We start from the raw sequence: 18008 nt of genomic DNA, 5'->3' as shown, positions 1-18008 counted from the left end.
CGTGCACGACACCCCGCACGGGGTGCGGCTGGTCCTGGGCGACGTACGCGGCAAGGGGATGGACGCCGTCGCAGCGGTCGCGGTCGTCGTCGGCGCCTTCCGCGAGGTGGCGGAACGGGCCGACACCATCGAGCAGGCCTCCGAGCACATGGAACAGGCGGTGGTGCGCGAGCGGGACCGGCGGGCCGTGGAGCTGGAACAGCAGGAGGGGTTCGTGACGGCGGTGTTCGCCGAGTTCACCCGGGACGGCCGGAGCGTGACGATCGTCAACCACGGTCATCCGCCGCCGCTGCTGCTGGAACCGGGGGCGCGGCCGCGCCTGCTGGAGCCGGGGCGGTCCGGGGGGCCGCTCGCGCTCTCGGAGCTCGTCGGCCCGCCCCGGCCCGGGCCGCCCGTGCCGCTGCGGCCGGGTGTGACGGTGCTCTTCTACACCGACGGCATGACCGAGGCGCGGGACGAGGACGGGGTGTTCTACGACCCGGTAGAGCGGCTGGACGGGCGGGTGTTCCGTGAGCCGGAGGACCTGCTGGAGTTCCTGTCCGAGGACGTGGCCCGGCACTCCGGCGGTGACGCCGAGGACGACATGGCCCTGCTCGCCGTGCGGAGCCTGTGACCGGCCCGGACACGGCAGCGGCCCCCGGGGCCACGGAAACCCACCGAAGTGATCAAGCCATGGCGGTCGTCACGGTGTGACCGAGGCCATGTCCGTTTCGCCCTGTTGGGTCTCCATAGGTTCAGGCCACAGGGTCGGACGATGTGAAGGAACGGCTTGGAATTGAGCCACCGCTTCTATTAACGTTCGATAACGCAGCGCGCGGTTGTCCCAGCCGTCACCAGCGACGGCTCCGTGCGCTCTGCCGAATCCCGCGAGGGAACCGGGGAACCACTTTTGGGGTGAATCGGGCGTATCTCGGTATACGCGCGTAGGAGACCTTCCCGCTCCGAACCCGTCAGCTAACCCGGTAGGCGAGACGGAAGGAAAGGAGTGCGCCCCCGTGGCGTCCAACACCCCTGCCCCTGAACTGCCCCTCGTGCCGAGCCAGCGTGCGGCCGCCGACGCGTACGGTCCCGCGGGATTCCCCGGCGAGGGCGCCTTCGAGGAGTGGAACCCCAGCGAGGGAACCGTCCAGAGAGGCCGCCACCGGGTGGCCAAGCAGCGGGGTCTGGCCCGCAGTTCCACCGTCCTCGGCGTCGGTGTGATCGCCGCCGTCGGTGCGGGCGGCATGGCCACCGCCGCGCCCGGCAAGGCTCCGGTGCACATCACCATGCCGCAGATGCCGTCGCTGGACCCGGTCACCTCACTGCTTCCCGGCGGCGACGAGGCCGAAACGGCGGCCGTCGAGCAGGCTCCCAGCGTCCTCGGCGAGATGGGCGTGGGTGTCGCCCCCACCGAGACCGCCTCCCCCGCCGACGCGGGCGAGGCGCTGCGCGCCCGCATCATGGCGCAGGCCGCCCAGCAGGAGCAGGAGGCCGAGGCGCAGGCCGCGCTGGAGGCCCAGGACGCCGCCGCCCAGGCCGCCGCCGAGAAGGCCGCCAAGGAGAAGGCCGAGGCGCAGGCCCGCGAGGCCGCCGCCGAGAAGGCCGAGGAGGAGGCCAAGGCCAAGGCCGAGGCCGAGCGCATCGCCAAGCTGGCCGCCACCTTCGTCTCCCCCGCGTCCTCCTACACGATCACCTCCACCTACATGCAGGCCGGCTCCATGTGGTCCTCCGGCTACCACACGGGTCTGGACCTCGCGGCCCCCACCGGCACGCTGCTGAAGGCCGTCCACACGGGCACCGTCACCGAGGCGGGCTGGGCCGGCTCCTACGGCTACCGGACGGTCCTCACCCTCGAGGACGGCACCGAGCTCTGGTACTGCCACCAGTCGTCGATCAACGTCAGCGTGGGCCAGAAGGTGTCCACCGGCGACGTCATCGGCCGGGTGGGCGCGACCGGCAACGTCACCGGCCCGCACCTGCACCTGGAGGTGCACCCGGGCGGCGGCGACGGCGTCGACCCGATGGCCTGGCTGGCCGAGCGCGGCGTCAACCTCTGACGGCCGCCGGTTCCACCCCCCTCACCCTCCGCGGACCGTGACCGGCTGACGGCGCGTCGGAATGCGCCGTCGGCCGGACGCGTTGGTCACAGGCATGACTGAACTGCGCAAGCTGGGCACGTCCGGCCTCGAGGTCTTCCCGCTCGCCCTCGGCGGCAACGTGTTCGGATGGACCGCCGACGAGCGGGAGTCCTTCGCCGTCCTCGACGCGTACACCGCGGCGGGCGGCAACTTCGTCGACACCGCCGACTCCTACTCCGCCTGGGTGGAGGGCAACGAGGGCGGCGAGTCGGAGACCGTCATCGGCAGGTGGCTCAAGGCGCGGGGCAACCGCTCCGAGGTCGTGATCGCCACCAAGGTGAGCCAGCACCCGCAGTACCGCGGGCTGTCGGGCGCCAACATCCGGGCGGCGGCGGAGGCCTCGCTGCGCCGGCTGGGCACCGACCACATCGACCTGTACTACACGCACTTCGACCAGCCGGAGACGCCGGTCGAGGAGATCATGCTCGCCCTCGACCAGCTGGTCCGCGAGGGCAAGGTGCGGGCGATCGCCGCGTCCAACATCAGCGCCGAGCGGCTGCAGGAATCGCTGGACTTCTCCGAGCGCGAGGGCTTCGCCCGCTACACCGCCGTCCAGCCGCACTACAACCTGGTCTCCCGCGACACCTACGAGGGCCCCCTGCGCGACGTCGCGGAGCGGGCGGGGCTGGCCGCCGTGCCGTACTACGCCCTGGCGTCCGGCTTCTTGACCGGCAAGTACCGCCCCGGGACCACGGTGGACAGCCCCCGCGCGACCGGAGCGGCCCGGCACCTGGAGAGCGAGCGCGGCCGGCGCGTCCTGGCCGCCCTCGACGAGATCGCCGAGGCGCACGGCGCGTCCCCGGCCACGGTGGCCCTCGCCTGGCTGGCCGCGCGCCCGACGGTGGTGGCGCCGATCGCCTCCGCCCGCACGGTGGACCAGCTGCCCGCCCTCACGGCGGTCGCGGACCTGCGGCTCACCGACGCGGAGACGGCCCGGCTGGACGAGGCCTCCGACTGACCGGCCGCGCCGCCGGGGCTCAGATCCGGCGGAAGAGCAGGTCGCGCACCACGTGCCCCTTGTCCAGCCCCTGACCCTCGAACCGGGTGAGCGGGCGGAACTCCGGCCGCGGCGCGAAGTGACCGTCGGGACGGGTGTTCTCGAAGCGGGGGTGCGCGGTCAGCACCTCCAGCATCTGCTCCGCGTACGGCTCCCAGTCCGTCGCGCAGTGGAGCACCGCGCCCGGACGGAGACGGTCGGCGGCCAGGTCGAGGAACTCGGGCTGGATCAGCCGCCGCTTGTGGTGCCGCTTCTTGGGCCAGGGGTCGGGGAAGTAGACCCGCAGGCCGGCCAGCGCGTCGGGCGTGAGCATCTCGCGGAGCAGGATGATCGCGTCGCCGTTGGCCACCCGCACGTTGGTGAGCCCGCTCTTCTCGGCGAGGTTCAGCAGGTTGCCCTGGCCCGGGGTGTGCACGTCCACCGCGAGGATGTTGGTTTCCGGGTCGTCGGCGGCCATCTGGGCGGTGGCCTCGCCCATGCCGAAGCCGATCTCCAGCACGACGGGACGGTCGTCGCCGAAGAGCTCGGCGAGGTCCAGGGTGCGGTGGCCGTCGATGTCCAGGCCCCACCGGGCCCAGAGCCGCTCGATGGCGTCGGCCTGGCCGGTGGTCACCCGGCTGCGGCGGGGCTGGAAGCTGCGGATGCGGCGCTCGTGGTGGGAGCCGGCCGGATCGGGCTGCGGTCCGTCCGGGAACCGGGGGGTCCGGGCGGGGCGGCGGCTGGGGTTCGGGGCGTCAGACACAATGCCCCGAGTCTACGGCGCACCGCCTCCACCCTCCGCGCTCACCACCCCCGGCACGGGCGCCGCCGTGCCGGGAATCGGGGATCGTGCCGGGAGTCGGGATCGCGCCGGGAGCGGGATAGGGCCGCCGCGCGGAAGGCGGGACCGGTCCGGGGCGCCGAAGGCGGGATCAGGCCGGGGTGCCGAGGAGGGGGCGGGCGCGTTCGCGTAACTCGACGACCCGCGGTTCGTCGCCGTACGGCTCCAGCCGGGTGAGCAGGTCCTTGACGTACTCCGTGGTGCGGGCGGACGAGATCCGCCCGGCCACCTCCACCGCGCGCACCCCCTGCTCGCAGGCCGCGTCCAGGTTGCCGGACTCCAGTTCGGCCACCGCGGAGACCACCAGCCGCAGCCCGTGCGAGCGCACGAACTCCTCGGTGGGCTTGGACAGCGCCTGCTCGGTGAACCGCCGCACCTGCCCGGGCGCCTTCAGGTCGCGGTAGCACTCGGCGGCGTCGGCGCAGAACCGGTCGTAGCCGTAGAAGCCGAGCCAGGTCGGGTCATGGTCCCCCTCGCGGGAACGCTCCAGCCAGCTCTCGGAGGCCTTCAGCGCCGCACCCGCCGCGGCCGCGTCCCCCGCCTTGGCGTGGGCCCGCGCCTCGACCAGGCGGAAGAAGCTCATCGTGCGGGCGGTGGCCAGCCCCCGGTTGCGCTCCACGGCGGCCTGGGCGAGGTCCACGCCCTCGTCGCCGAAGCCCCGGTAGGTGGCCTGCAGGGACATGGACGCCAGAACGTAACCGCCCAGTGGCACGTCCGCCGCCGCGCGGGCCAGCCGCAGGGCCTGGATGTAGTAGCGCTGCGCGGCCTCCTGCTGCCCGGTGTCGAAGGCCATCCAGCCCGCCAGCCGGGTCAGCTCGGCACTCGCCCCGAAGAGGGCGCGCCCGACGTCGTCGGAGTACGAGCCGAGCAGCAGCGGCGCCGCCTCGACCCGCAGGCACTCGGGCACCATCGAGGACCGCCAGTCCCCGCCGCCGTACTTGGAGTCCCACCGCCGCGCGTCCTCCGCCGCCTCGCGCAGCTTGCGGACGTCGCTGTGGCCCACCTTCAGCGGGGAGCCGGACCCCTCCGAGGCGCCGGCCTCGCGCGCCACCGAACTGTCGGCCGGGGATATCAGCCACCGCGAGGCGGGCGTCGCGTAGGCGGAGACGGCGAAGGAGCCCGCGAGCGACTGCCAGATGCCGCCCGAGCCCGCCCGCCGGCCGGCCAGGTCGAGCCGGTACAGCTCGGTGGCCGACCTCACCGCCTGGCCGACGTCGCGCGGGAAGGCCAGGCCGACCTCGGGCGTCGGATCGGCGTCCGCCAGCCCGATCTCGTGCAGCGGGACCGGCCGGCCGAGCTTCTGCCCGATGGCGGCCGCGATCAGATGGGGAGCCGCGCCCTGCGGCACCATGCCCTTGGACACCCAGCGCGCCACCGACGTCTTGTCGTACCGAAGCGTCAGCCCGCGCTGGGCCCCCAGGTCGTTCACGCGCCGCGCCAGCCCCGCGTTGCTGATGCCCGCGAGGGCGAGAACGGCGCCGAGCTTCTCGTTCGGCCCGCGTTGCTCCCTGGGCATCCGGTCCCCCCTCGGCAGAGACGGCTGCCGCGACTGGCATAAACCCGCGGCATTCGTAAACCCAGCGTAGTTCTCCGAATCCCATGCGTTAAGGGGCAAAGTTCCGTATGGCGAGATTGCTGCCCGGGCGGGAGTACGGAGGGTGTCCACGTGCTCCCGGTGTGTGGCCGTGCGCCCGGCCGTGCGCTCTGCATCGCCGGCGGCCAGGACTGTTCCATGGGTCCTGCGTGGGTCGGCCCGCTGTACTGGATCCAGCGGGCTGGGGGACACCGCCGCCACATCCCCGCGGGCGGCGGACCGGTCCGGGAGGCGCAGCCCGCCTCCCGGACCGTACGTACTCCTCCGTATGTACGGAGCGTGTGCGCAGGGCTCCGCAACTCGCGCACAGTCGGCGTAATTGGCTGAAAATATGCCCTGCGCCGAGAAGCCGTCACGGCCCTCCCGCCAGGTGAACGCAGGCGCACCGGGTGGTCACCGGGGGCGCGCCAGGGGGCGCATTCAAGTCGCCCCGGTGGAACGCCACTTGACCGGGCCCTCGCGCGGCCGGCACGGAGGGCGCGTCGGCGTGCCTCCGTGACACTCCCTTCGTGGCAGCATGGTGCACAGGTTCGCTCGTGCACTGATTGTCCACAGCCTGTGGAGGCGTCGATGCGGTGGTTGGTGGGATGGAGCAGCACCGCCGCGGGCCATCGGCCGCCCGGCCCCGACCTCTTCGGCGCCTACGGCGAACCCGACGCCCACCCCGACGAGTTCGGTGACGACACCCCCGAGCCGGTGGGCGCCCAGCTGCTGTGGGGCGGCGTCGATCCGCTGTGGGCGGTGGGCGACTGGCGGCCCGACGAGACCCGCGTCCTTATCGCCGACGCCCGCACCCGGATAGCGGTGGTGGGGCTGTGCGGGGCCACCGACGACCAGCTGCTGGCCGGGCTCTTCGCGGCCCGTGGCGGCGCGCTGCGCCACCTCACCGCCTGGTCCGGCAGCTACACCGTCGTCGTCCAGGTCGACCGGCGCACCACGGTCTGCGGCGACCTGGCCGGCGCCCGCCCCGTCTTCCACACCCCCTGGCGGGGCGGCACCGCCTACGCCACCGCGGCGCTGCCGCTCGCCGACCTGGTCGGCGCCAACCTCGACTTCGGGCACCTGGCCGCCCTGCTGGCCGCGCCGGAGGTCCCGGCCGCGCTCCAGGACTCGACCCCCTACGAAGGGGTGCGGCGCATCCCGCCCGGACACGCCCTGATCCTGCGCGCCGGCGCGCGTGAGGTCGCCGGGTACGAGCCGGTCGCCTCGCTCGCCGTGGCCGCGCCCCCCGCCGACCCGCACAGCGCCGTGGACGCGCTGCGCGAGGCGCTGGTGGAGGCGGTGCGCACCCGGCTGGCGGCGCCCCGGCACATGCCCGGCGCCGGCACGGACCCCGGGCCGGTGCCCGGCATGGGGCCCGCCGACCGCCGCGCCGACCGGATGCCGGTGCCCGGCATCGGCGCGGACCTGTCCGGCGGCCCCGGCTCCGGCACCCTGGCCCTGCTCGCCGCCGGTCTGCCCGGCCGCCCCGGCACCGTCCTCGGCCACGGCGCCGGCGCGGGGGAGCGGCTGCTGGCGGTCACCTTCAACGACCTGGCGGTCCGCGGCCGGGAGGCCGAACTGGAACGGGCGGGCACCCTGGCGGCCAACCCCCGGCTGCGGCACGTGGTGGTCGCGGGCGGCGCGGAGGTGCTTCCCTACGCCGACCTCGACGGCCCGCTCACCGACGAGCCCGGCCGCTCCCTGGTCTCCGCGGCCCGGCACCGCGCCCGGTTCGCCGCGGGCAGCGCCGACCACTTCACCGGGCACGGCGCCCGCGAGGTCCTGGACGCCCACCCGGCGCGCCTGGCCGACCTGCTGATGGACCGCAAGCGGCGCCACCTGGTCCGGCCCACCATGGCGCTCGCCCGGGCGGACGGCTCGGTGCTCGTCCCGGCCCGGGTCTACGGCGCGGCCCGCAAGCTGGCCCGCACCTCCTACCCGGCCGGCATGAACGATTTGGCGGAGCGGCTGCGGCACCGCCGGTTCGACGACGGGTCCGCCGTGGCCGGAGCGGTGGAGGCGTCGCTGGCCGCGCTGGTGTGGGCCACGCCCGGTCCCGCCGCGCGGTGGCTGACCGGCGAAGCGCTGGCCGACGTGTCCGGACGCCTGCAGGCGGCGACGCTGCGCGCGGCGGCCGTGGGCCCCGGGCAGCGGCCGGGCGACTTCCGCGCCCGGGCCGCGCTGGCCCGGTACGCGGCGGACGTACGGGTGCTGGAGCAGGCGGCGGAGGTCCGCGCGCAGCGGCTGCACGCGCCGTTCCTCGACAACCAGGTGGTGCGGGCCGGGCGCGCCCTGCCGGAGACGCTGCGGGTGCGGCCCGGGGCGCGGGCGGCGATCCTGCGCGCGGTCCTCGAGGGCGCGGGCGTCGGCGGCCTGCCGCCCGGCTGGGGCGCCCCCAGCCACGCCACGGCGGAGGCCGCGGACCGGGCGGGGCTGCGGGCCGCGGGGGACGTGCTGGGAGACCTGTTCGCCTCGCCGTTCCTGGCGGAGGCGGGGCTGGTCGAGGCGCGGGTGGTGCGGCAGGCGCTGCGGGCGGGGGCGGAGGGGGAGCCGCTGGCGTCGGCGGGGCTCGCGGACATCGTCTCGCTCGAGCTGTGGCTGCGGCGGCTGCTCTCCCGGCGCGGCACCTGCTGGACCGGCACCGCCCGCCGCCGCGCCGCCCCCGCGGGCCTCACCCCGCCCCGCCGCAAGGCCCTCGACGCCACCGGGCGGTGACGGAGGCCTCCGGGTCCCGCGGGCGGGCGTTGCGGGCCGGCCGGGGGGTGAGGGGCGTCGCGTCCTCCGGCGGCTCGGCGGGGCGCGGTTCGGCCGAAGGCGGCTTGACGGGGCGCGGTTCGGCCGAAGGCGGCTTGACGCGGCGCCGTTTGCCCGAAGGCGGCTTGTCGGGAGGCGCTCCGACCGAAGGCGCCCCGACGTAAGGCGGTTCGACGAAGGTGCGCCGACGTAAGGCGCGCCCGACGTAGAGTGCGCCGACGTAAGACACCCTGCCGGAGGGCGCGCTCCGTCGGGACGTCACCCGCAGAGGAAGCGGGAGGCGGCCCAGTCGGCGGGCACGGCGAGGGCGCCGCCGCGCGGCTCGACGACGAGACGCACCGTCCGCCGCCCGGACAGGCCGACGGACACCGGCACCGCCGGATCCCCCGCCCGCACCACCCCGGACTGCCACAGCCGCACCCCGTCGGCGTGGACGGAGAACACCGCGGCCCCCAGTCCCAGCGACATGTCGTCGATCCCCGCCATCGCCCGGTACGAGGTGCACGGCCGGTTGAGGTCGATCACCACGGAGGACCGCCCGTTGACCGTCACCCCCTCGGGGTAGGTCACCCCGGCGACGGTGAGGGACCTCCGCTGCCAGACCCAGGTACTCGAGGAGAGCCGCATCTCCGGGCCGCTGCCGTCACCGGCGACGTCGTACGGCAGGCCGCTCCACCGGTACTCGACAGGCACCACGGGCGGGGGCGGCGGCTCCTCGGCCGGCGCGGGCACGGGTTCCGGCGCGGGTTCCGGCGCGGGCGGAGGCGCGGGAGTGGGCGAGGGGGAGGGTGAGGCGGACCGCGCGGGAACATCGGCGGCAGGCTCGCGCACGGGCGGGACGGACGTCGCCGGCCCCGCGGCCACCGGGCGTGCGGGCCGCTCCGGCCCGGGCGACGGCGGCGCGCCCTCGGGCGCCGCGGCCGGCTCCGACACCGGCGGAGGACCGGCCACCGGTGGCGTCAGCGGCGTGGGACGGTCGTGCCCGATCAGCGCGAGCGCCAGCACCGCGGCGGCCACCGTGACCACCCCGGCGGCGATGCCCGCCTTGGCCGGAGCTCCCAGCCCCTCGGCCAGCACCCCGCCACCACCGGCACCCGCGCCGGAACCGCCCGCGCCCGCACCGCCCGCACCCCCGGCCGCCGACGTGGCGCCGCCCGCGCCGCCGCCACCACCCGCCGCGGCCACCGCCGACCCGCCCGCGGCCACCGCCCCGGCCCCGGTGGCGCCCGAGAGCGGCCCCGCCACCCTGGCGTACCCCGCCGCGGCGAACCACCCGATGACGGCCACCGGCACCACCGCCGGGATGCCCTGCGCGACATCCCTGATCTGCCCCGCCGCCGCCCGGCACCGCGCGCACTCCTCCAGGTGCTTGCGCAGTCCCCGCTCGGCCCGGATCCGCAGCCCGCCGCGGGCGAAGGCGCCCAGCCGGTCCGCGTACCGGGCGCACTCGGCGTCGGCGGCGAGCGTCGCGCTGACGTGCGCCTGCAGATACGCCTGCTTGAGACCTTCGCGGGCCCGGCTGGCGAGCACCCGCGTGCCGTTGGCGTCCAGGCCGAACAGCGTGGCGACCTCGCCCGGCGACTCGTCCTCCACCTCGGTGTGCCACAGCACCGCCTGCCACCGCTCGGGCAGCGAGCGGAAGGCGCGCATCGCCAGCGACTGCTCGGCCTCGTGCATCGCCCTCACGTCGGCGCCGAGCTCGAGCGTGTCGTCGTCCAGCCGGTCGGTGTCCCGGACCGACTGCTCGACGAACACCGCGAAGTCGTCGACCAGTTGTTCACGCCGGGCGGACCTGACCCACCCCGCGGCGGTGCGGCGGACGGTGGTGAGCAGATAGGCGCGCACGGCGTGCCGCGGACCTGCCCCGCCGCGCACCGCCTGGAGCACGCCGGCGAACACCTCGGCGGTCAGGTCGTCCGCGGTGTGCGCGTCCCGGCAGCAGGTGCGGGCGTACCGGCGCACGGCGTCCGCGTGCCGGCGGTAGAGCGCCTCGTAGGCCGAGTCGTCACCGGCCCGCATCCGCACGATCAGCTCGGCGTCGGAGCCGGGCGGTGCGGACGCGGCGGCCTCCCGGCCGGCACCCGCCTCCCGCTGCGCGGGGAGGAAGGTCCCACCCCCCGGCCTCACGGCCGCCCCGGCCTCTGCCTCACGCGGCCCGGCCACGGTCTCAGGCGGTCCGGCCACGGGCTCACGCGGTCCCGCAGTAGCCTTACGCGATCCGGTCCTGGGCTCGCGCGGTCCGGTCGCGGGCTCACGCTGCCCTGCAGTGGCCTCACGCAATTCGGTCCCGGGCTCAGGCCGCCCGGTCCCGGGCTCGCGCGACCCGGCAGCGGGTTCACGGGGCCCGGCAGCGGCCTGGTGTGGCCAGGTCCCGGCCTCACGCGATCCGGTCCCGGGCTCAGGCGGTCCGGCCGCGGGCGCACGCGAACCGGCCGCGGGCTCACGCAAACCGGCAGCGGGTTCACAGGGCCCGGCAACGGCCTGGCGCGATCCGGTACCGGCCTGGCGTGGCTCGGCAGCGGCCTCACGCGGCCCGGCCGCGACCCGCCCCGGCTCCGCCCCGGGCCCCGCCTGCTCGGGGATCCTCCCGGCGGCACCTCCGCCCCCCGTGCCCCCCGCGCCCCCGCCGGCCCTGTCGCCCTCGTCGTTCCGCTCGTCCGCGCCCATATCTCGGCTGGCCCCCGCACGCCGGTCCGTCATGTCGCGGCCAGCGTGGCACAGCGGAACTGGGCGTCGAGCGGACGGACGGAACTACCACTCGTCCGTGGGGTTTCGCCCGCTCAGGGGTTCCAGCCGGCACCCCCGCACGGCACAATCCGGGGCCGCGCACGAGACACCCCCGCACGCGGCCCCGGGTCGAGCACCTGGACGGCCCCGGACCGCACCCCGCCGCCCGTCACCGGGTGGCGTCCCGCCTCAGGACGGCCGCGAACGCAGCCCCTCCAGCAGGATGTCCAGCAGCCGCGAGGAGGCCGCCGCCTGCTGCGCCGGATCCGGCAGCGAGGGCGCGGCGGTCGCGATGACCAGCAGCACGTCCGCCACCGACACGTCCGTCCGCAGCTCGCCCGCCGCCCGCGCCCGGTCGACCAGCCGGCCGACCACGTCGAGCAGCGCCGCCGCGCCGGCGTCGTCCGGCACGCCCGACTCGCCGGGGTCCGCCGGGACGCTCCGCTGCTGCGGCACCCGGGCGTCGTCGGCCACGCCGACCCGCAGCACCTGCGGCGGCAGCAGCCGCCCGGCACCCGAGGCGACCGAGGTGCGCAGGAACCGGGAGAGGGCCGACCACGGCTCGTCCTCCTGGCCCAGCGCGGCCCTCGCCTGGTCCGTGAGACGGGCCGTCTCCTCCTCGGCTATCCGCCGCACCAGCACGTCCTTGCTCGGGAAGCGCCGGTAGACCGTGCCGACACCCACCCGGGCCCGCCGGGCGACGTCCTCCATCGGAGCCCCGTAACCCAGCTCGCCGAACACCTCGCGGGCCGCGCGGAGCACGTGCTCCAGGTTCCGCTGGGCGTCCACCCGCAGCGGCGTCGTGCGCATCCCGCGGGCCGCCGCATGGGCGAGGCCGGTGCCGCCGGCGCCCACCGCCGCGGCGACCGGCGTCGCGGCGGCCCGCGCGACGGGCGCGGACGGCCAGTGAGATTCCTGAGTCTGCATGTGTAACCCCCCGGTTATTGCGTCTCCCCCCGGAGACTCCCCACCTTGGACGGCCGGGCCACGAGGAGAAGGCGTATGACAAGAAATCCGCCCGACGCGGATACGAACCGCGCATCCCCCCACACCCCGACGCACAACGAACATAGTTGAGTGGGCGTCAATTCAGAAGGGTCCCGTTCCGCGTAGGTGGACCCTCGAAAGGAGTACGAGGCGCACACGTCCGCGACACGCCCCCGCCGGGAGCCCTCGATTCCCCCGCGACCTGCGGATTCCGCCGCACGCCCCGATGCCACCGCCACGCCCCCGCGATCCGCCGCCGGTCACATGAATTGACAAGGCTGTGGACAAAGTTCTGAGCGGGGTGCGTCATGGGGTGTGTGATGGTGAAGGAGCGCACCCGGGTACTGGTGGTGGGCGGCGGCTGCGCCGGGATGAACACGGCCCTGAGGCTGCAACGCCGCCTGCGCGCCGAGCTCCGCGCCGGCGCCGTGGAGATCGTCCTGATCACGGCTGACCCGTACATGACCTATCAGCCGTTCCTCCCCGAGGCCGCCGCCGGATCGATCTCCCCGCGGCACGTGGTGGTGCCGCTGCGCCGCGTCCTCGACGGCTGCCGGGTGATCGTCGGAGAGGTCACCGGCGTCGAGCACTCCCGGCGCCTCGCCCGGTACACCACCGCAGCCTCCGGTGAGCGGGCCGCCCGCAACCCCTCCGCGCCCTGCGGCGAGTCGATCGGCTACGACGAGATCGTGCTGGCTCCCGGCTCCGTCTCGCGCACCCTCCCCGTGCCCGGCCTGGCCGACCACGGCATCGGCTTCCGGACCGTGGAGGAGGCCATCGGGCTGCGCAACCACGTCCTGGAACAGCTGGACATCGCCGCCTCCACCCGCGACCCGGCGGTCCGCGAGGCGGCGCTGACCTTCGTCTTCGTCGGCGCCGGCTACGCGGGGGTCGAGGCGCTCGCCGAACTGGAGGACATGGCCCGGTACGCGGTCCGGCACTACAACACCATCGCCCCCGAGGACCTGCGCTGGCTCCTGGTCGAGGCGTCCGGCCGCATCCTCCCGGAGGTCGACGAGCCGCTCGCCCGCTACGCCCTCACCCAGCTGCGCCGCCGCAACGTCGACGTCCGGCTGTCCACCCGGTTGCGCTCCTGCACCGACCGGGTCGTGGTGCTCGACGACGGCGCACGGCTGCCCGCTCGCACCCTCGTGTGGACCACCGGGGTTCGGCCATCCCCGATGCTCGCCGCCACGGGCCTGCCGCTGGACTCCCGGGGGCGGCTGCGGTGCACCGAGCACCTCGCCGTCGAGGGCGTCCCGCACGCCTGGGCGGCCGGCGACGCCGCCGCGGTCCCCGACCTGGCCGCCGACGCGCCCGGCACCACGGTGGCGCCCAACGCCCAGCACGCGGTGCGCCAGGCCCGGGTCCTCGCCGACAACCTCGTGCGCTCCCTGCGGGGGGAGCCGTTGGAGCGCTACGCACACGCCCATCTCGGCGCGGTCGCCTCCCTCGGCCTGCGCAAAGGCGTCGCCCAGCTCCGCGGGCGCCGGCTCACCGGCCGCGCCGCCTGGCTGCTGCACCGCGCCTACCACCTGGGCCGGCTGCCCACCCTCAACCGCAAGGCACGGGTGCTCGCCGAATGGACGCTGGCCGGTCTGTTCGCGCGGGAGATCGTCTCGCTCGGTTCATTGGAACACCCGCGCGCGGAGTTCGAACGCGCTGCCGGGGGAATGCATCCCGACGGCCCTCACCCCGACCCGAACGGGTCCACCTGACCGGACGAAGGAACTCCGCAAACGCGCCAGGCGTCCAACGGATGTCGGTGCAAACCGCCCCGGACCGCTCCGGGGCTGCCACACTGGTCCACCGTCCGCGGCGGCCGCCCGACCGGCCGCATTCCGGAGCAGGCCGGAGACCACAACCCGAGGCAAGGATTCGTGAACTTCACGCGCTGGAGCGCCCGGCTCCCCGGAACGCAGCGCCGCGCCGCAGCGCGAGCGGGAACGGGCCTCTCCCCGGACGGAGCGACCCCGGGCCGGGAGGCCCAGGATCGCCGGGCCGACGGCTCCGTGCCCGCCGCCCGTGCCGAGCAGCCGGGCGGCAGAGCCCGCCCCGGCGCCGCGGCCCTCGACGACCTGGCCGTCCACGAGGTGCTGGACCGCGTCCCAGCCCTGGTCGCCCTCGTCCAGGGCGCGGACCACCGCGTCGCCTACGTCAACGCCGCCTACACCGCCGCGTTCGGCCCCCGAACACCGGGCGGAGCGGCCCGCGACCAGCTCCCCGAACTGGTCGAGACCGGCCTGCTCCCCCTCCTCGACCAGGTCCTGCGCAGCGCCCGCCCCCGCACGCTGAAGTCCCGCACGGCCTCCGACGGCCGCTGCTACACCTTCACCTGCACCCCCGTGGCGGTCGAGGGGGAGCGGCACGGCGGCGTGCTGGTCTTCGCCGCCGACGTCACCGACCACGCCGAGGCGGGCGAGCGGCTGCGTGCCAGCGAGCGCCGTCAGCGCGAGACCGCGGTGACCCTCCAGCGCTCCCTGCTCCCGCAGGAGCTCGAGCAGCCCGACGACCTCCGCATCGCCGCCACCTACCACCCCGGCGGGACGGAGGCCGCGGTCGGCGGCGACTGGTACGACGTCATCACCCTCGGCGGCGGCCGCACGGCGCTGGTCATCGGTGACGTGATGGGGCGCGGGGTGCGCGCCGCCGCCGTGATGGGCCAGCTGCGCACCGCCGTGCGCGCCTACGCCCGCCTGGACCTCCCGCCGCACGAGGTGCTCCAGCTGCTGGACGGCCTGGCGTCCGAGATCGACGCGAATCAGATCGCCACCTGCGTCTACGCGGTGCACGACCCCAACGAGGGCCGGCTGGTCTACGCCTCGGCGGGCCACCTGCCGATCCTCGTCCGCGACGCCGAGGGCGAGGTGGTCCGCACCGAGGAACCCACCGGTCCGCCGCTCGGCGCGGGCGGCTGGGTGCACGCCTCCGCCTCCGTGCCGCTGACCCCCGGGTCGACGGCCGTCCTCTACACGGACGGCCTGGTCGAGCGCCGGGACAAGGACCTCGACGAGGGGATCACCGCCCTGGAGCGGGCGCTGGCCGGCGCGGGCGGCAGCCCTCAGGTGATCTGCGACCGCCTGATGCGCTCCGCCGGGGTCACCGCCGACCACGACGACGACGTCGCCGTGCTGGTGATCCAGCATCCCGAGCGCACCGGCGCCGAGGCGGACCTCTTCCGCCACGCCGAGCTGGAGCTGCTCGGCGGCGCCGAGGCCGCACCGCACGCCCGCGCGTTCACCTCCGGGGTGCTCGCCAGCTGGCGGTTCCCCGCGGACCTCCGCGACCTGGGCGTCCTGGCGGCCAGCGAGCTGGTCGCCAACTCGCTCCAGCACGGGATGCCGCCGATGCGGCTGCGACTGCGCCGCACCGACCGCCGGCTGATCGTGGAGGTGACCGACGCGGACGACCACCTGCCGCGGCGCCGCCGGGCCGAGCCGGGCGACGAGTCGGGCCGGGGCATCGCCATCGTGGCGACCATCAGCTCCAGCTGGGGCTGCCGGCGCACGCCGGGCGGCGGCAAGGCGGTCTGGTGCGAGTTCGCACTGCGGTGAGCGCGCCGGTCCCGGGAGACCGACGCGCTCAGGGGGTGAGGGCCGAGCCCTAGGCGTCCGCACCCACCGGCGCGGCAGGCGGGGAGGCGGGCGCGGACTGCGCCACCACCCGGGCACGCGTGGCGTAGGGGTGGTTCTGCGCGGTGGTGAGCCGCCGCTCCAGGCCCATCGCCAACCCCGCCATGCCGAGGCAGAACAGCAGCATCAGCACGATGTACGGCCCGTGCAGCGCGGCACCCATCGGCCCGCCCACGGCGGGACCGATCGCCAGCGCCAGCTGCTTGACCAGGGCGAACGCCGAGTTGTACTGACCGGCCAGCCCACTGGGCGCGAGATCGGCGACCAGCGGCGCCAGTGTCGGCGACAGCAGCGCCTCACCCAGCCCGAACAGCGCGTAGACCGAGATGAAGGAGACGGTCGCGACCGCCTGGCTCACGTCGGCCAGCCCGGAGAACCCGGCGACCGCCCAGGCGACGGCCCACAGCAGACCCACGCCCGCGATCACCCGCGAACGCCGCCGCCGCTCCACGAACCGCAGCACCAGGAACTGGGCCAGCACGATCATCGCCGTGTTGGCCGCCAGCGCGGTGCCCAGCGTGGACGTCGAGATGCCCGCCGCCTCCACGCCGTAGGCGCTCAGGCCCGACTCGAACTGCCCGTAGCAGGCGAAGAACAGCACGAAGCCCAGGACGCAGAGCCAGACCATCGCCCGGTTACGGAACAGCGCGCGCCAGTCGGCCTTGACCGCGGGCACCTGCTCCGGGCCACCGTCCTCCGGCAACGCCGCCTTCGGCAGCCGCGTCGTCGCCATCAGACCGGTGAGCAGGACGAACATCGCGGCCTGGATCGAGAACAGCAGGACGAACGAGCCGGGACGCGACGGGTCCACCAGGTGGCCGCCGATCAGACCGCCGACGCCCAGGCCGAGGTTCTGCAGGAAGAACTGCGTGGCGAACGCCCGGGTCCGCGAGAGCGTGGACGAGCAGTCGACGACCAGGGTGGCCAGTGCCGGCTGCATCACGGCCTGACCCGCGCCGAGCAGCGCCGCCGACAGCAGCACCGTGGTGGCGCCGGCCGACAGGCCCAGCGCCAGGGAGCCCGCCGCGGCCGTCACCAGCGAGGCCACCAGCACGGGGAGCGCGCCCCGCGACACGATGGCCCGTCCGGCGAACGGGAGCACGATCAGGGCGGCCACCGCGAACACCGCGAGGACCAGCCCCGCCGTCACGGCGCCCAGCCCCCGCACCTGTGCCACATAGACGTACAGATACGGAACGGTGAATCCCAGACCGAACGCGCTGAGCGCGCTGCCCACCTGGATCCGCCGCATCGCCTTGCTCACTGTCACCTGCCTTGCTACGAGTCGTTAGCCCTGAACACTTCGAACCTAAAGTTCGAAGCTAAAGACTACACACCCAAGGTCTTCAGGCGCCAAGTCTGTGCATGCGATACTCCGCACATGGCCGACAACTCCGCAGACCCGACCGCAGCGGCTCTCGGCGAGCCGACGCTCGAGGAGCAGATCGCGGCCTACCAGCGGGAGTTCCAGGACCTCGACCCCCAGGTCGAGAAGGTCGTCTCCGCGCTGTCCCGGCTCAACCGGCGCATGAACGTCGCCTACAGCCGCCAGACCTCGGAGCTCGGCATCAGCAACGCCGAGTGGGAGGTGCTGAAGGCCTTGGTCCTGTCCGGCGCCCCCTATCGGATGGGGCCGGGCGAGCTGGCCAAGCGCCTCGGCCTCACCCCGGCCGCGATGACCCACCGGATCGACCGCATGGTCACCGAGAGCCTGGTGACCCGCGAGCGCGACGAGTCCAACCGCGTCCGCGTCATCGTCGAGCTCACCCCGCTCGGCCGTGAGAGGTGGCTGGAGGCCATGCGTCTGGCGAGCGTCTTCGAGGAGGGCCTCCTCCAGGACCTCTCCTCCGACGAGCGCGCCACCCTGGGCGAGCTCCTCACCCGTCTGCTCATCCGTGTCGAGCACGCCCAGCCGGACGCCGGCGGGCGGCTGACCGACCTGGACTGACCCGGCCGGCCCGGCCTCTTGACACGGGTCCTGCCGATCCGTAAGGTTCTTCGAGTTGCCGCCGAGCCGTCACGGTTCCCCGGCAACCATCCGCCGCTCTCAGCGGCACCTCACACCAAGCACGATCACTCCCGCGGGATTCTTTTCGGCGTGCCCGGAAAGCAATTCACGCGGATCTCGAGGTCTCCGGGCCGGCTCCGAATAGGGCCGATTGGGAACCGAGGGAAAGATCCGCTAAGGTTTGAGACGTCGGAACGGCCCAACGGCCGCGAAGACAACCCCCTCTGACTGGGAATCAGACGCCGAAAGGTTCTGATAGAGTCGGAACCGCCGGAAAGGGAAAACGCCGAAAGGTGAAGGACCTGGAAAGCACCGAGGAAATCGGAACGGAAACGGTCTGATAGAGTCGGAAACGAAGGAAGCGCCCGGAGGAAAGCCCGAGAGGGTCAG

At 74.9% G+C, this 18008-nt stretch carries 12 protein-coding genes and 1 riboswitch; of the genes, 7 read left to right on the top strand and 5 right to left on the bottom strand.

Annotation, left to right across the window (positions count from 1 at the left end):
- Position 1 precedes the first annotated feature (1 nt).
- The 3 genes from Sfr03f_RS31375 (at position 2) to Sfr03f_RS24615 (ending at position 3075) form a co-directional block, all read left to right on the top strand.
- Entirely contained in the window at positions 2-613 is a 612-nt protein-coding gene (locus tag Sfr03f_RS31375) for a PP2C family protein-serine/threonine phosphatase (protein WP_245967736.1), read from the top strand.
- Positions 614-845: 232 nt separating this feature from the next.
- Positions 846-984, top strand: a riboswitch (cyclic di-AMP (ydaO/yuaA leader).
- A gap of 11 nt (positions 985-995) precedes the next feature.
- The gene (locus Sfr03f_RS24620) at positions 996-2036 is read left to right on the top strand and encodes a M23 family metallopeptidase (protein ID WP_108956246.1); all 1041 of its coding nucleotides are present in this window, start codon (positions 996-998) and stop codon (positions 2034-2036) included.
- Positions 2037-2130: 94 nt separating this feature from the next.
- A complete protein-coding gene (locus Sfr03f_RS24615; RefSeq protein ID WP_108956244.1) occupies positions 2131-3075 on the top strand; it encodes an aldo/keto reductase in 945 nt (314 codons plus the stop codon).
- Between the two features lie 19 nt (positions 3076-3094).
- Here Sfr03f_RS24615 and trmB read toward each other — a convergent pair whose 3' ends face one another.
- Both trmB and Sfr03f_RS24605 read right to left on the bottom strand, forming a co-directional pair.
- Positions 3095-3856 (bottom strand): tRNA (guanosine(46)-N7)-methyltransferase TrmB, encoded by a 762-nt coding sequence (gene trmB / locus Sfr03f_RS24610; protein WP_108956243.1) that lies wholly within the window; start codon positions 3854-3856, stop codon positions 3095-3097.
- Between the two features lie 169 nt (positions 3857-4025).
- The gene (locus tag Sfr03f_RS24605; protein ID WP_108956241.1) at positions 4026-5450 is read right to left on the bottom strand and encodes an NsdA family TPR-like regulatory protein; all 1425 of its coding nucleotides are present in this window, start codon (positions 5448-5450) and stop codon (positions 4026-4028) included.
- Between the two features lie 648 nt (positions 5451-6098).
- Here Sfr03f_RS24605 and Sfr03f_RS24600 point away from each other — a divergent pair.
- Complete coding sequence (locus Sfr03f_RS24600) at positions 6099-8225, top strand: asparagine synthase-related protein (RefSeq protein ID WP_108956239.1); 2127 nt, start codon at positions 6099-6101, stop codon at positions 8223-8225.
- A 297-nt stretch (positions 8226-8522) separates the two neighbouring features.
- Here Sfr03f_RS24600 and Sfr03f_RS24595 read toward each other — a convergent pair whose 3' ends face one another.
- Entirely contained in the window at positions 8523-10448 is a 1926-nt protein-coding gene (locus Sfr03f_RS24595; protein WP_372514191.1) for a sigma-70 family RNA polymerase sigma factor, read from the bottom strand.
- 732 nt (positions 10449-11180) lie between these two features.
- Entirely contained in the window at positions 11181-11918 is a 738-nt protein-coding gene (locus Sfr03f_RS24590; RefSeq protein WP_108956237.1) for a TetR/AcrR family transcriptional regulator, read from the bottom strand.
- Positions 11919-12298: 380 nt separating this feature from the next.
- Here Sfr03f_RS24590 and Sfr03f_RS24585 point away from each other — a divergent pair, with 380 nt between their 5' ends.
- Both Sfr03f_RS24585 and Sfr03f_RS24580 read left to right on the top strand, forming a co-directional pair.
- Positions 12299-13696 (top strand): NAD(P)/FAD-dependent oxidoreductase, encoded by a 1398-nt coding sequence (locus Sfr03f_RS24585; protein WP_108956235.1) that lies wholly within the window; start codon positions 12299-12301, stop codon positions 13694-13696.
- A 162-nt stretch (positions 13697-13858) separates the two neighbouring features.
- Positions 13859-15532 carry an ATP-binding SpoIIE family protein phosphatase gene (locus Sfr03f_RS24580; RefSeq protein WP_108956233.1) on the top strand — a complete coding sequence of 558 codons (1674 nt, stop codon included), beginning with the start codon at positions 13859-13861 and terminating at the stop codon, positions 15530-15532.
- A 49-nt stretch (positions 15533-15581) separates the two neighbouring features.
- Here the strand turns inward: Sfr03f_RS24580 and Sfr03f_RS24575 are convergent, their stop codons facing one another.
- Positions 15582-16874: an MFS transporter gene (locus tag Sfr03f_RS24575; RefSeq protein WP_108956231.1), complete on the bottom strand. Its 1293-nt coding sequence runs from the start codon at positions 16872-16874 to the stop codon at positions 15582-15584.
- 117 nt (positions 16875-16991) lie between these two features.
- Between Sfr03f_RS24575 and Sfr03f_RS24570 the strand changes: the two genes are divergently transcribed.
- The gene (locus tag Sfr03f_RS24570; protein ID WP_108956229.1) at positions 16992-17558 is read left to right on the top strand and encodes a MarR family winged helix-turn-helix transcriptional regulator; all 567 of its coding nucleotides are present in this window, start codon (positions 16992-16994) and stop codon (positions 17556-17558) included.
- Positions 17559-18008: the final 450 nt, after the last annotated feature.

Source organism: Streptomyces fragilis (assembly GCF_003112515.1).
Taxonomy (GTDB): Bacteria; Actinomycetota; Actinomycetes; order Streptomycetales; family Streptomycetaceae; genus Streptomyces; species Streptomyces fragilis.
The sequence above is the reverse complement of the archived record's forward strand: the minus strand, read 5'-3'. Positions and strand labels throughout refer to the sequence as shown.

Bases quoted from the DNA above. Each gene is read 5' to 3' on its own strand.
- Sfr03f_RS24615 (WP_108956244.1), top strand. From the start codon at position 2,131: ATGACTGAACTGCGCAAGCTGGGCACGTCCGGCCTCGAGGTCTTCCCG.
- Sfr03f_RS24605 (WP_108956241.1), bottom strand. From the start codon at position 5,450: ATGCCCAGGGAGCAACGCGGGCCGAACGAGAAGCTCGGCGCCGTTCTC.
- Sfr03f_RS24600 (WP_108956239.1), top strand. From the start codon at position 6,099: ATGCGGTGGTTGGTGGGATGGAGCAGCACCGCCGCGGGCCATCGGCCG.
- Sfr03f_RS24590 (WP_108956237.1), bottom strand. From the start codon at position 11,918: ATGCAGACTCAGGAATCTCACTGGCCGTCCGCGCCCGTCGCGCGGGCC.
- Sfr03f_RS24585 (WP_108956235.1), top strand. From the start codon at position 12,299: ATGGTGAAGGAGCGCACCCGGGTACTGGTGGTGGGCGGCGGCTGCGCC.
- Sfr03f_RS24570 (WP_108956229.1), top strand. From the start codon at position 16,992: ATGGCCGACAACTCCGCAGACCCGACCGCAGCGGCTCTCGGCGAGCCG.